We start from the raw sequence: 13678 nt of genomic DNA, 5'->3' as shown, positions 1-13678 counted from the left end.
TCACGCCGTCTTCTGCGCCACCAGCCCCAGTTCCTCGATCATCGCCTGGCGCATCAAGAACTTCTGCGGCTTGCCGGTTACCGTCATCGGCAACTCGGTGCGGAAGCGGATGTAGCGCGGCACTTTATAGTGGGCGATCTGGCCGGCGCAGAAGGCCTTGATCTCCTGCTCTGTGGCGATCTGGCCGGGCTTCAGCACGATCCAGGCGCAGAGCTCCTCGCCATATTTGTCGTCGGGAATGCCGAAGACCTGCACTTCCTTGACCTTGGGATGGCGGTAGAGGAATTCCTCGACCTCACGCGGATAGACGTTCTCGCCGCCGCGGATGACCATGTCCTTCACCCGGCCGACGATGTTGCAATATCCCTCGGCGTCGATGGTGGCGAGGTCGCCGGTATGCATCCAGCCGTCGGCATCGACCGCCTCGCGGGTCTTCTCCGCGTCGTCCCAATAGCCCTTCATCACCGAATAGCCGCGCGTGCAGAGCTCACCCGGCGCGCCGACCGCGACGGTGGCGCCGTCGGCGCCGATCGCCTTCACCTCGACATGCGGATGGATGCGGCCGACGGTGGAGACGCGCTTTTCCAGCGGATCGTCGACGCTGCTCTGGAACGAAACCGGGCTGGTCTCGGTCATGCCGTAGGCGATGGTCACTTGGCGCATATTCATCAGCGACACCACCTTCTTCATCACCTCGATCGGGCATGGCGAACCGGCCATGATGCCGGTGCGCAGGCTGGTGAGGTCGAAGGTCGAAAAATCGGCATGGTCGAGCATGGCGACGAACATGGTCGGCACGCCGTAAACGCCGGTGCAGCGCTCCTGCGCGATCGCCTTGAGCGTCGCGCCGGCGTCAAAACCTTCGCCCGGGAAGACCATGGTCGCGCCCTTGGTGACGCAGCCCATCGTGCCCATCGACATGCCGAAGCAGTGATAGAGCGGCACCGGGATGCAGAGCCGGTCGTCGACGGTGAGCCTGATTGCCGAGGTGACGAAATTGCCATTGTTGACGATGTTCGCGTGGGTCAGCGTCGCGCCTTTCGGCGCGCCTGTCGTGCCGGACGTGAACTGGATGTTGATGGCGTCATTCGGCTTCAGGCTTTCGGAGATGCGGTCGAGGCTGTCATGCTCGTCGCGGCCGGCCATGGCCAGCACATCGCCGAAATTGAACATGCCGGGCGAGTTGTCGTCGCCCATGCGGATGACGATTTTCAGCGTCGGCAGTTTTTTGGCCTTGAGCTCGCCGGGTTCGGCCGTGGCGATCTCAGGCGCCAGCGTCTCGATCATGCCGAGATAGTCGGAGGTCTTGAAGCTGACGGCGGTCACCAGCGCCTTGCAGCCAACCTTGTTGAGGGCATATTCCAGCTCGGTCAGCCGGTAGGCCGGGTTGATGTTGACCAGGATGAGGCCGATGCGGGCGGTGGCGAACTGGGTCACCAGCCATTCCCAGCGGTTCGGCGACCAGATGCCGACCCGGTCGCCCTTCTCCAGCCCGAGCGCCAGGAAGCCGGCGGCTAAAGCGTCGACCGTGTCCGACAACTCGCTCCAGGTGAAGCGCTTGTCCTGGCCGACGAACACGGCGGCATCGAGCGTGGCGTATTTGCTCACCGTGTCGGAAAACAGTTCCGGAATGGTCTTGTCGAGCAAGGACACCGAGCGATCGCCCGAGACATGCGCCCTGCCGTCCATCGGGGCAATGAAGGTGCCTCCGCGCCCGCGCAGATTCGTGGCGTTCATGAGCTCGTCGAGTTTGATCGCCATCGCCGTCTCCTCCCGGGATGAGCCAGCCTATCAGCCGATAGCGGCGGTGGAAATCCGCCAAAGGTCCCCCTCCCCCTTGAGGCTAGCGTGCGCACACATTTGCTTCGGGCTCATTTTTGCGAGGCCAGAACGAAGCCGTCTGTGATGGCGTTGAAGCGTCTGAGGCCGTGGGTGAAGGTGATGGGCCCTGGCGGGCGTTCCTTTTCGTAGCCGTTCCAGCCTCCGAGCCTGGCGATACACCAGGCGGCCCAGGCGAGCGTGTGCGTGGGGTGCGGGTTCTTCTGCTTTTGGGTCTTGCCTTCAAGCTTGGCGATGAGCACTTCCAGGACGGTGATCTCGGTGGGATCGAAGAGGTGTGCGGCCTGGAAGCGCTGGCCCGGCGAACCACGCCCGTGTACGAGTTGCATGACCTTGGTGGCGACGACCAGAGCGGTGGCGGCCAGACGTTCGAGTGCATCGCCGTCGGCGATGAGACTTTCCTCCAGATCGATGGCCTGCGACTTCACGGTCCGAAACAGCTGTTCGACGCTCCAACGCGAGCGATACAGGTCGACGATGCGGCAGGCATCGGCGAGCGTTTCGACGCTGTGGGTGGTCAACAGCCGCCAGATCACCGCGTCCTTGGCCGAAGGTGGATCGATCTCACGCACTTCCACCATGTTGAGCGTGAGTTCGCGCGGATCGCGGCTGTCGGCGCCAAGGCGGGGCTGGCGCAAGCTCACCGCGGTGAAGCGAACGGCCAGTTCGACGGTGCGGGCCGGCCGGCCGGGTCGGGCCTGCAGTTCGAAGGCAATGCGGCCGGCTTCCGGCGTCTTGGCGATCGCGCCGAACAGGCGCTCGCCCCGGGTGCCCAAGGCCCGATCCCGTACAGCGCGGATGAGCACATGGGTGCGCTCGTCGGGCAGCCTTGCAAACACTTCGTAGATGTCGGCCTCGCGGTCGCCGATCACCGTCATCTGCGGCGCGTCGGTCAGCGCCTGGCATGCCGCCTTGGCGGTGCCGATCCACTTGTGGCTTTCCTTGGCTTCGATCGGCAGCGCCTGGTAGTCATCCGCCTTCTCTGCCTCGCGCCGCCAGATCGTGGCGCCTGCAAGGCCAAGGACCGAGCCGTCCACGGCATCCACGGCCAACGCCGGATGCACGAACAGCCCGATATCCGTGCCATTGCCGACACGACCGAGGCCGCGCTTGCGCGAAGCCTTGGCTTCATAGTTGATCTCGCTGCTGTCCTCGATGATCAGCACGTGGCGGCCGGCGGCCAGTTCGGCGGTTCGCGCCGCCGCCGTGCGGATGATCTCTTGCGTGCTCACGTGGCGATTGCGAAACAGGCGTGTGAACGCGACCTTCTCGGCGCGCGTGTCGGCCAGCCGGCGCATGCCCGTGCTGACACGCGCAAACATGCGCTCCAGAACCATGCTCCCCTTTTTTGCAGGCGCAGGTCGCCGAAGTAGCCAAGCAACGAAGCCATCGTCAAAACCTCCAGAATCAACAATGGCGGCTACAGAATCACATACAATTCAACCGCTTCAAGCCATTTTCCGACGGCGCCTCTTCACGCTTGACCACAGCACGAAGCAAATGTGTGCGCACGCTAGCCCCCTTGAGGGGAGGGTGCCTCGCGAAGCGAGGCGGGCGGGGTCGTCTCACGTCGAGCACTGCCGCGATGACCCCTCCCGTCCATCCGCCTTCGGCGGCTGTCCACCCTCCCCTCAAGGGGGAGGGATTCTCGCGGCTATATCGCGCAATTGCGCCTGATCGACCGCATCACGCTCCTTCTTCGAAGCCACCAGACAGGCCTGCGACTTCAGGATCACGCCATCGCCCAGCACCTTGAGGTGGTTGGCGCGCAAGGTCGAGCCGGTGGTGGTGATGTCGACGATGACGTCGGCCAGCCCCGCCGCCGGCGCGCCTTCGGTGGCGCCGAGGCTTTCGACGATGCGGTAGACCTGGATGCCGTGCTTCAGCGAAAAGAACTGCTGCGTCAGCCGCCAATATTTGGTGGCGATGCGCAAGCGTCGGCCATGGCGCTGGCGGAAATCGGCGGCGACATCGTCGAGATCGGTCATGGTGTCGACATCGAGCCAGATGTCCGGCACGGCCACCACGACATCGGCGTGGCCGAAGCCGAGGCGGGCGACGATCTCGGCGCGCGCTTCCCAGTCGGCAAGGTTCTCGCGCAACAGGTCCTCGCCGGTGATGCCGAGATCGACCGCGCCCTTGCCGATCTCGCCGGCAATTTCCGACGCGGACAGGAACGCCACTTCGACAGTGTCGAGGCCATCGATGCGGGCGCGGTATTTGCGGTCGTCCTGCGGCAGGGTCACCGCCAGCCCGGCCTTGGCCAGCACTTCCAGCGATTGCTCCTTGAGACGGCCTTTGGACGGGATCGCCAGCGTGATCATTTCGCGCTCTCCCGCAAGGCCTCGATGCGGTCGAGCCAGACCGAGAAGCCGACGCCGGGGATCGGCTTTTTGGCGCCAAGCAGCGTCAGCAGCCGGTCGTAGCGGCCGCCGCCGACCAGCGGCCGGTCGCCGTCGGCGGCCGCGATTTCGAAGACCAGACCGGTGTAGTAATCGAGCGGGCGGCCGAAGGCGGCGTCGTAGCGGATCTTTTCGACCGGCAGGCCGTGCGCTTCGATCGCGCTGGCGCGGGCGGCGAAATTCTCGAGCGCCGCGCCCAGCGACAGGCCGGCATCGGCGGCGAATTTTTCGAGTGCCTCGGTCGCGCCACCCAGCGCGACGTCGATCCCGAGAAAACCCTTCAGCGCCGAGAACGCCTCCTTCGACAGCCGCACGCTGCGCAGTTGCGCCTTCTCGATCAGCCGGCGCGCGATGTCGGCCGGCGCACGGCCGGACGAAGCCGACAGGCCGGCCTCTTCCATGCCGGCGGCGATATGCGCGGCAAGACCTTCCGCATCGCCGTCGAGCACCAGCGTGGCGACCGGACCGGAGAGCTGGCTGTTGCGCGGCGGGTTGGCGAGATCGGCAAGGGCTGCCTCCAGCATCGGCGCCGAGCCGAAGGCGCGCGCGAGCCGCATGCGCCAGCCGCGCGGCAGGCCGAGCGCCGCCAGCACCGCCTCGAACAGGGTCTGGTCGCCGAGCGTGATCGCGAGCGCCTGCCCGGGCAGCACCAGCGACAGCAGCGCGTACGCGTCGGCCAGCGAGCGGGCATCGGCAGCGGCCGTGTCGCGGTCGCCGAGATCCTCGATGCCGGCCTGGAAGAACTCGTTGCCGCCCTCACGGCGCTGGCGGAACACCTCGCCGAGATAGGAATAGCGGCGCGGCGTGCCGGCCTGGCTGGCGATGTGGTCGAGGCAGACGGGAATGGTGAATTCCGGTCTGAGACAAAGCGTCTTGCCGGTCTCGCTCTCGGTCAGGAAGATGCGGCGGCGCAGATCCTCGCCGGCCATGTCGAGGAACGGATCGGCCGGCTGCAGCACGGCGACTTCGACGGCGTGCGTGTCGCGCGCGGCGAAGAGTTTTACGATGTCGGCGGCGATGGCGGGGTAGCGGGAGGTCATGGGAAGGCTGGGCGCGAGGCACCCCCCTCTGGCCTGCCGGCCATCTCCCCCGCAAGGGGGGAGATCGGCAGTTTTGCCGACGGCAATCGTCCTGCAACGTCGGCGATTGGCGAAAGCCAAGGCGACATCCAATCTCCCCCCTTGCGGGGGAGATGTCCGGCAGGACAGAGGGGGGTGCTCAAGCGCCACCTTTCGCGCGATCGGCCGCCTGCGCCGCCAGGATCTTCTTCACCTCGGCCACCAGTTCACCTTCCACCACAGTCACCTGTGCCGGCCTTGCGGCGCGCCATTCGGCGTTGTCGGTGATCTCGGCCGACAGGCGCGCGCCTTCGATCAGGTCCTTGATCTGCACCTCGCCTTTGGCGCGCTCGTCGCCGCCCTGGATGACGGCGATCGGGCTGCCGCGGCGGTCGGCATATTTCAACTGCGCCTTCATGCCGGCGCCGCCGAGATACATTTCGGAGCGGATGCCGGCCGCGCGCAGCTCGGCGACCATCTTCTGGTAGCGGCCGAGGCTTTCCGTGTCCTTGTCCATGACCAGAACGACGACCGGGGCGACGACGTCGGAAATGTCGAGCTTGCCGAGGTTCTTCAGCGCCGTCATCAGGCGGGAGACGCCGATGGAGAAGCCGGTCGCCGGCACCGGCTCACCGCGGAAGCGCGAGACGAGCCCGTCATAGCGGCCGCCGCCGCCGACCGAACCGAAACGCACGATCTGGCCGTCCTCATTGGGGATCTCGGCCAGAAGCTCGGCCTCGAAGACCGGACCGGTGTAATATTCCAGGCCGCGCACGACGGAGGGGTCAATCTTGATTCGCGCCGGTCCATATCCAGCCGCGTCGCAAAGCAACGCAATTTCTTCGAGTTCGTTCAAGCCTGCTTCACAAGCCGATATGTTCCCGAGAGAGCCTTTCAGATCTTGTACGGTGGCATGGTTGCTGGCGCGCATTTCGCCGACTGCCGCGACGCAGTTCATCACCAACTCGATATGCGGCTTATCTAGTCCGGCGCCCTTGGTAAAATCTCCGCTCTCGTCCTTCCGACCCGTGCCCAGAAGTAGCTGCACACCCTCAACACCCAGCTTGTCCAGCTTGTCGATTGCGCGCAGAACCGTCAGTCGGCGTCCTGCATTCTCGTCACCACCAAGCCCGATTGCCTCCAGGACGCCGTCCAGCACCTTGCGGTTGTTGACGCGGATGACGTAGTCGCCGCGCTTGATGCCGAGCGCCTCCATCACGTCGGCCATCATCATCGCCATTTCGGCATCGGCAGCCACGCCCGGCGTGCCGATCGTGTCGGCGTCGAACTGCATGAACTGGCGGAAGCGGCCGGGACCCGGCTTTTCGTTGCGGAACACCCAGCCGGAGCGATAGCTGCGGTAAGGTTTCGGCAGGCGGTCGTAATTCTCGGCGACGAAGCGCGCGGTCGGCGCGGTGAGATCATAGCGCAGCGACAGCCACTGGTCGTCGTCGTCCTGGAAGGAGAAGACGCCTTCGTTCGGCCGGTCCTGGTCGGGCAGGAATTTTCCAAGCGCGTCGGTGTATTCGATCATCGGCTGGTCGACCGGCTCGAAGCCGTAAAGCTCATAGACCGAGCGAATGGTCGCCATCATCTTCTCGACGGCGCGGATGTCTTCGGCGCTGCGGTCGGCAAAACCGCGCGGCAGCCGCGCTTTCGTCTTTTCCGATTTGTCGGCCATGGGTTGGGTCTTTTCGCTAGATAAACGCTGACTTATTTCGAGCGGGCGTGTCCTAGACGATACAGCCTTGGGCGGCAAGGGTTAGCGCCCCTTCCCTTCCCCCCTTGTGGGAGAAGGTGTCGCCGAAGGCGACGGATGAGGGGTGTTCCAGCTTCGCACTGACGGCACTGCGGCCAACACCCCTAATCCGTCTCGGCGCTGCGCGCCGATCCACCTTCTCCCACAAGGGGAGAAGGCAAAGACGCGCCTTCGAAACAATTCCGCCATCAGCGCGGCACGCTGCAGACACAATCCAAGACCATAAAGCGCCCCGGAAACAAGGGGTTCGGGGCGATGGCGGAACAGATCGACATCATCGAGAGCGGCAAGCCAATTGCCAGGCTGCGGCCTGCCGATAGGCTCGCGCTCAAGCCGGCGCAGCAGCCGGCCGGGCCGTTCGAGGTTGCGGCGGAAGCGCAAAAGCCGACCTTGCGCGACGCGCTGGTGACGGGCCTGCTGGTGATCTACCCGGCCTTCGCGGCCGTGGCGGCCATCCTTGCCGGGTTGTTTTTGACGGGCGCCGGCGGCGTTTGAGTGCACCCTGACCTTCTCCCCTTGTGGGAGAAGGTGGATCGGCGCGCAGCGCCGAGACGGATGAGGGGTGTTCCAGCGGAGTGAGGCGCTGGCGTTCCCTGGAGCACCCCTCATCCGTCGCCTTCGGCGACACCTTCTCCCACAAGGGGCGAAGGGAAAGAGTGCTCACTTCGGCCGCTTGAACCTCTTCCTCTCCGCCTCTACCTCGGCACGGCACACACAGCCTTCGAGATGATCGTTGACCAGGCCCATCGCCTGCATGAAGGCATAGACGGTGGTCGGGCCGACGAAGCTCCAGCCGCGCTTCTTCAATTCCTTGGAAATCCTGACCGAGACCGCCGTCGTCGGATTGGCGCGCAGGTGCGCGAGGTCGACGATTTCGGGCCGCTCGTCGGGACCCGGCTCGAACTTCCAGAACCAGGCGGCTAAAGAACCGAATTCATCGGCGAGCTCGCGGGCTCGCTTGGCGTTGTTGATGGTCGAGACGATCTTGCCGCGATGACGGATGATGCCGGCATTGCCGAGCAGGCGCTCGACATCATGATCGGTGAAGCGAGCCACCTGATCGAAGTCGAAATTGGCGAAGGCCTCGCGGAAATTCTCGCGCTTGCGCAGGATGGTCAGCCACGACAGGCCGGACTGGAAACCTTCGAGGCAGATTTTTTCGAACAACCGGCGGTCGTCCGCCACGGGTCGGCCCCATTCGTGGTCGTGGTAGTGGAGATAGTCCGGCAGATTGCCATGCCAGAAGCAGCGCGCGATACCGTCGGGGCCGTCGAGCAGGCCGGCATTTTCGTATCCCATTGCCACAAATCCGTTCGTTAATGCGCCTCGGCGCCCGTTTTACCGTGGCTTTACCAGATTCCTGAACCGGCCGGTAACCACACCAAAAGGTTTACTGACAAAGCGGCATTTTACGCATTCCGATTCATGTTTCGGTTGCCGCTCCACGCCAAGGATCGCGACACCCGAGGGCACTCCCTCGGACGAGTTCGACGATCGAGGGGCGTTCCGATGAAGACAGCGTTCACTTTACTGCTCGGCGCAGCCGCGGTTCTTGCCGCCGGCGCGACGACCTCACTTGCCGATGACCGTTATGCCGACAGGCCGCCGGTGATGGTGAGCCCCGATCTTTCGGCGCCCTGGGTGCTGCAGCTCGGCCACGCGCCCGGCATCGTGCGCCCGACCCGGCAGGCGACGCAGCAGCAGCCGCGGCGGCTTTTCCAGGCGCAGCCCGATCAGCAGCGCACCGCGGCCGTGCAGCAGCCCGCCAAGCGCATGGCGATGCGGCCGCAGATCAATCCGATCTATCTGCCGCAGGAAGTCGCCTATGACGGCCCGCAGAAGCCCGGCACCATCGTCATCGATACCCACCAGAACTTCCTCTATCTGGTCGAGAAGGACGGCAAGGCGCGGCGCTACGGCGTCGGCACCGGCAAGCCTGGCTTCGAATGGTCGGGCACGCACAAGATCACCGACAAGAAGGTGTGGCCGGACTGGCGCCCGCCAGCCGTGATGATCAAGCGCGAGGCCGCCAAGGGCCGCTACCTGCCGACCTATCTCGCCGGCGGCATCGAGAACCCGCTCGGCGCGCGCGCGCTCTATCTCGGCACCACCGAATACCGCATCCACGGCACCAACCAGCCCTGGACGATCGGCGGCGCGGTGTCTTCCGGTTGCATCCGCATGCGCAACGAGGACGTCGTCGACCTTTACGAGCGCGTGAAAGTCGGAACGACGGTCGAGGTGATATAGTCACCGCGCATCAGCCAGTAAGGCGGCGCTGAGGCGTTTTTGGCGCCTGCTGTTGCTCTGAAGCCATAGCGCGCTTTTAGGAGACGTGCTTAGACTGGCAACGAATACGGGGGACGGGCCGTGTGGGGATACGGCCAGTCACGAAAGGGCAGCACGGGAAACCGCGCTGCCCTTTTCGCTTTCACGGCTGGCGGCAGGTCGCGCCGAAAGCAGGCCGTTTCGTTTTCGGGGGCTGATTTCCCGGCCGTCCTCTGCTATTGCAGCGCACAATTTCCCACGCCAACGGTTCCAGCTCCAAAGGTCACAGTCATGTCCCGGTCCGACGACAGCCGCTATCTCCGGGGTGGTCCGGTCGCCCAGCGCATCATCGCTTCCGTGCGCGAGGACGCGGCGATTGCCACGGCCGAAGGCTTTCCGCCGAAGCTCGTCTCGATCTCCGTCGGTGACATAGCGGCGGTCGAAGTCTATGTGCGCAACCAGCGCGCCAAGGCCGAGCTTGCCGGCATCGGCTTCGAGGAAAGGCATTTTGCCGCCGACACCACGGCGGGCGAGCTGGAAGCCGCCATCCACGGCCTCAACGCGGACCCGCGCATCACCGGCATCATCATCCAGCGGCCCGTGCCGGCGCATATTCCGATCAAGACGCTGCAGGCCGCGGTGCATCCGCTGAAGGACGTCGAGGGCATGCATCCGGCCTCGATCGGCAACATCGTCTACAACCAGCTCGATCTGGCGCCGTGCACGGCGGCCGCCTCGGTCGAGCTGCTCAAGGAGACCGGCCTCGATCTCAAAGGCCTCGAGGTGGTCGTCGTCGGCCATTCCGAGATCGTCGGCAAGCCGATCGCCTTCCTGTTGATGAGCGAGGGCGCGACGGTGACGGTATGCCATCACATGACGCGTTCGGTGGCGGCGCATGCGCGGCGCGCCGACGCCCTGTTCGTCGCCGTCGGCAGGCCGCGGCTGATCAAGGCCGACATGGTCAAGCCCGGAGCCTGCGTCATCGACATCGGCATCAATTCCGAGATCGGCCCGGACGGCGAAAGCCGCATCGTCGGCGACGTCGACACGGAGAGCGTCAAGGAAGTCGCCTCCTGGATCACGCCGGTGCCCGGCGGCGTCGGCCCGCTGACGGTCGCGATCCTGCTGCGCAACACCATGGTGGCGCTCAACCGCCAGCGCGCGCTCTACCGGGCGACCTATGGCTCGGCGGACCAGCTCGCGGCGGAGTAGGCGCGGCACGGCCCTTCACCCAGCCTCCGCTTCGCTCGGCTGACCTCGCCCCGTCGGGGAGAGGAGACTGTCGGCGCCGGCGCCAACCTCTTCTCCCCTCGGGGAGAAGGTGGCCGCGAAGCGGCCGGATGAGGGGGCCGCCAGCGACGAAGTTCACTCCGCCCCGACCAGGTTCCTCTCCGAAACGCCTTCGGGCTTCGGCCCGCCATAGGCCCAGTCGAGCAGCTTCACCGTATGCACCACCGGCAGCTTGGCGGCCGACGCGATCTGGGTGATGCAGCCGATATTGCCTGTGGCGACGATTTCGGCGCCGGTCGCCTCGATATTCCTCACCTTGCGGTCGCGCAGCTTCTTCGAAATCTCGGACTGCAGGATGTTGTAGGTGCCGGCCGAGCCACAGCAGAGATGCCCTTCGCGCGGCTCGCGCACAACAAAGCCTGCCTTGGCGAGTAGCTCCTTCGGCTGGCGCGTGATCTTCTGGCCGTGCTGCATCGAGCAGGCGGAGTGATAGGCAACGATCGTGCCCGGCTTGCGCACCGGCTCAGGCAGGTCGAGGGCGGCGAGATATTCGGTGATGTCCTTGGCCAGCGCCGAAACGTGCGCCGCCTTTTCGGCATAGGCGGGATCGAGGCGCAGCATGAAGCCGTAATCCTTGATCGTGGTGCCGCAGCCGGACGCGGTGATGATGATGGCGTCGAGCCCGCCCTGCTCGATCGCGCGTGCCCAGGCGTCGACATTCCGCCTGGCCGAGGCAAGGGCCTGATCCTCGCGGCCCATGTGATGGACGAGCGCGCCGCAGCAGCCTTCGCCTTCAGGTACCACGACCTCGACGCCGAGCCTTGTCAGCAAGGAGATGGTCGTCTCGTTGATGGCCGGATCGAGCACCGACTGCGCGCAGCCGGTGAGGATGGCGACGCGGCCGCGCTTCGCGCCCTGGCCGGCATGCACGCCGGGCGTGGCCATCGGCGATGCCGGCGGGATCGACGAGGGCGCGAGCTTCAGCATGGCGGCGACCGGCCTCAGCACCGGCAGCTTCTCGAACAGGCCGATGAACGGCCTGCCGAGCCCGGCCAGCTTCAATGCGGCGCGGAAGCGGCCCGGGTAAGGCAGCACGAAAGCCAGCATCGCGCGCGTCAGCCGATCGGGCAGCGGGCGCCTGTAGGTCGCCTCGATATGGGCGCGGGCATGGTCGACCAGGTGCATGTAGTTCACGCCCGAGGGGCATGTCGTCATGCAGGCAAGGCAGGACAGGCAGCGGTCGATATGGGTGACGATCTCCTTGTCGGCCGGCCGGCCGTTCTCCAGCATGTCCTTGATGAGGTAGATGCGACCACGCGGTGAATCGAGCTCATTGCCGAGCGTCACATAGGTCGGACAGGTGGCGGTGCAGAAGCCGCAATGCACGCATTTGCGCAGGATCTTCTCCGATTCCGCGACATGCGGATCGGCAAGCTGCGTGGCTGAGAAATTGGTCTGCACACAAAAATCCTTACTGTCCGAGAAGCCAGCTTTGCGGGTTCTTGACCGGCTCGCCGCGCTGCAGCGCCTGCAGCCCGAGGATGCAGCGGGCGATGAACCAGACGGCGACCGCAAACATCAGCAGGAAGCCGATCGCGAGCATCATCAGGACCACCGAGATCAGCGCGTAGAGAAGGCCGATCCAGAACGTCCTGATCTGGAATGCGTAGTGGCTTTCGACGAAGCCGCCCGCCTTGCCGCGATTGATGTAGGCAAGCACGATGCCGATGATGGCGGTCACGCCGATGGCAAGGCTGGCGAGGTAAAGAATGTAGATGACCAAGGCGTTGGTCTGGCCCGGCTCCAGCCAGCGATCGGTCTGGCGCGGTCCGCTGCCCGGGCCTGGATCGGTATTGCTCATGATGCTGCTCCCTCGGTTGGTCGAGCGAGAGTAGCAGAGCCGGCACCCGGCGCCATGCGGCCGGGGTTGAGAATCTGCTTCGGATCGAACTCGGCCTTGAGCCTGGCCGACAGCGCCGCCAGATGCGGCGGCTGCGGTTCGAACACCGGGAGCGCCGCGCGATGCGAGGCAGACGCCCGCACCAGTGTCGCGTGGCCGCCGCCATATTTGCGGATCAATCCGCGCAGCAGCCCCGCCTCCGGATCATCCTCGCGCATGGAGAGCCACACCAGCCCGCCCTGCCAGTCGTAGAAAGCGTCGACGGCCGCCTGCATGCGCAGCGCCATCACCATGTGGTGCGCCTGCGACGGCGCCATCGACACGCGCCAGACAGGCCTCTCGGCGCCATCGGCGAAGGGTGTGCAATCGCGGATGTCGCGCCACATCGCCTTCGAGGTTTCGCCGTCGATTTCTTGCAGCGGACCGGCCTTGCCGAGCAGGTTCCGCAACGCCTCGATGCGGTAGACGACCGACGGGCCAAAGCCTTCGACGCGCAACAGCGTCGCGGCATCGCTGCCGAGATGGCCGGTGGCGACGCGCGAAGCGATCCGCTCCGGCAGATGCGCCGCGCTCGAGGCTTCGGCGCTGGAACCCAGCGCCAGCGCCATGGCGGCAACCGCGGCATCGTCGAGCAGGCCGCGGATGGCCAAGGTCACCTCGGTCTCGGCCGCGGGCAGGACCTTGAAGGTGACGTCGGTCAGCACGGCGAGCGTGCCCCAACTCCCCGCCATCAGCTTGGAGAGATCGTAGCCGGTGACGTTCTTGACGACACGGCCACCCGACTTGAAGGCCTCGCCGCGGCCCGAGACGGCGGCGATGCCGAGGATATGGTCGCGCGCGGCGCCAGCCTTGAGACGCCGCGGGCCGGACAGGTTCGAGGCAAGCACCCCGCCGATCGTGCCCCTGCCCGGCTCGCCGCCAAGCAGCGCACGATAGTCCATCGGCTCGAAGGTGAATTGCTGGCCGTTTTCGGCGAGCAGCTTCTCGATTTCGGCAAGCGGCGTGCCGGCTCTTGCGGACAGCACCAGCTCGGCCGGTTCATAGAGGGTGACGCCGGAGAGCTTCGACAGGTCGAGCGTGTGCTCGGTTTGCAGCGGGCGGCCGATGCCGCGCTTTGAGCCATGGCCGAGGATTTCCAGCGGCGTTTCCTCCGCCGCCGCCCATTGGACGGTGGAGAGGACTTCGGCGGAAGTGGATGGGGTGAAGGTGGTCATGAGAGCAC

Annotated in this window: 12 protein-coding genes; 3 read left to right on the top strand and 9 right to left on the bottom strand. The window is 65.5% G+C overall.

Annotated features, from left to right (window positions below; genetic code table 11):
* The 5 genes from EJ070_RS18240 to hisS form a co-directional block, all read right to left on the bottom strand.
* Entirely contained in the window at positions 1-1761 is a 1761-nt protein-coding gene (locus tag EJ070_RS18240) for an AMP-binding protein (RefSeq protein WP_126092602.1), read from the bottom strand.
* A 110-nt stretch (positions 1762-1871) separates the two neighbouring features.
* On the bottom strand, positions 1872-3176 hold the full coding sequence (locus tag EJ070_RS18235; protein WP_126090276.1) for an IS4 family transposase: 1305 nt from the start codon (positions 3174-3176) through the stop codon (positions 1872-1874).
* Between the two features lie 294 nt (positions 3177-3470).
* Complete coding sequence (hisG, locus tag EJ070_RS18230; RefSeq protein ID WP_126092601.1) at positions 3471-4163, bottom strand: ATP phosphoribosyltransferase; 693 nt, start codon at positions 4161-4163, stop codon at positions 3471-3473.
* Positions 4160-5281, bottom strand: coding sequence for an ATP phosphoribosyltransferase regulatory subunit (locus EJ070_RS18225; RefSeq protein ID WP_126092600.1), 1122 nt, complete (start codon positions 5279-5281; stop codon positions 4160-4162). The genes hisG and EJ070_RS18225 overlap by 4 nt, the downstream gene beginning before the upstream one ends.
* Positions 5282-5459: 178 nt before the next feature.
* Positions 5460-6980, bottom strand: a complete 1521-nt coding sequence (hisS, locus tag EJ070_RS18220) for a histidine--tRNA ligase (protein ID WP_126092599.1) — start codon at positions 6978-6980, stop codon at positions 5460-5462.
* 333 nt (positions 6981-7313) lie between these two features.
* On the opposite strand from hisS, the gene EJ070_RS18215 reads away from it, so the two are divergent.
* Entirely contained in the window at positions 7314-7553 is a 240-nt protein-coding gene (locus EJ070_RS18215; protein WP_126092598.1) for a hypothetical protein, read from the top strand.
* A 165-nt stretch (positions 7554-7718) separates the two neighbouring features.
* Here EJ070_RS18215 and EJ070_RS18210 read toward each other — a convergent pair whose 3' ends face one another.
* Positions 7719-8357: a DNA-3-methyladenine glycosylase I gene (locus tag EJ070_RS18210; RefSeq protein ID WP_126092597.1), complete on the bottom strand. Its 639-nt coding sequence runs from the start codon at positions 8355-8357 to the stop codon at positions 7719-7721.
* Between the two features lie 210 nt (positions 8358-8567).
* On the opposite strand from EJ070_RS18210, the gene EJ070_RS18205 reads away from it, so the two are divergent.
* Positions 8568-9308, top strand: a complete 741-nt coding sequence (locus tag EJ070_RS18205) for a L,D-transpeptidase (RefSeq protein ID WP_126092596.1) — start codon at positions 8568-8570, stop codon at positions 9306-9308.
* A 309-nt stretch (positions 9309-9617) separates the two neighbouring features.
* A complete protein-coding gene (locus tag EJ070_RS18200; RefSeq protein WP_126092595.1) occupies positions 9618-10538 on the top strand; it encodes a bifunctional 5,10-methylenetetrahydrofolate dehydrogenase/5,10-methenyltetrahydrofolate cyclohydrolase in 921 nt (306 codons plus the stop codon).
* 153 nt (positions 10539-10691) lie between these two features.
* Here the strand turns inward: EJ070_RS18200 and glcF are convergent, their stop codons facing one another.
* Genes glcF through glcE form a run of 3 tightly spaced genes read right to left on the bottom strand, consistent with a single transcriptional unit; the run spans position 10692 to position 13670 of the window.
* On the bottom strand, positions 10692-12017 hold the full coding sequence (glcF, locus tag EJ070_RS18195) for a glycolate oxidase subunit GlcF (protein WP_126092594.1): 1326 nt from the start codon (positions 12015-12017) through the stop codon (positions 10692-10694).
* Between the two features lie 10 nt (positions 12018-12027).
* Complete coding sequence (locus tag EJ070_RS18190) at positions 12028-12417, bottom strand: DUF4870 domain-containing protein (protein ID WP_126092593.1); 390 nt, start codon at positions 12415-12417, stop codon at positions 12028-12030.
* Positions 12414-13670, bottom strand: a complete 1257-nt coding sequence (glcE, locus tag EJ070_RS18185; RefSeq protein WP_126092592.1) for a glycolate oxidase subunit GlcE — start codon at positions 13668-13670, stop codon at positions 12414-12416. Before glcE ends, EJ070_RS18190 begins: the two co-directional genes overlap by 4 nt.
* Positions 13671-13678: the final 8 nt, after the last annotated feature.

Origin of the sequence: Mesorhizobium sp. M1E.F.Ca.ET.045.02.1.1, from assembly GCF_003952485.1 — a bacterium.
Classification (GTDB): Bacteria; Pseudomonadota; Alphaproteobacteria; order Rhizobiales; family Rhizobiaceae; genus Mesorhizobium.
The sequence above is the reverse complement of the archived record's forward strand: the minus strand, read 5'-3'. Positions and strand labels throughout refer to the sequence as shown.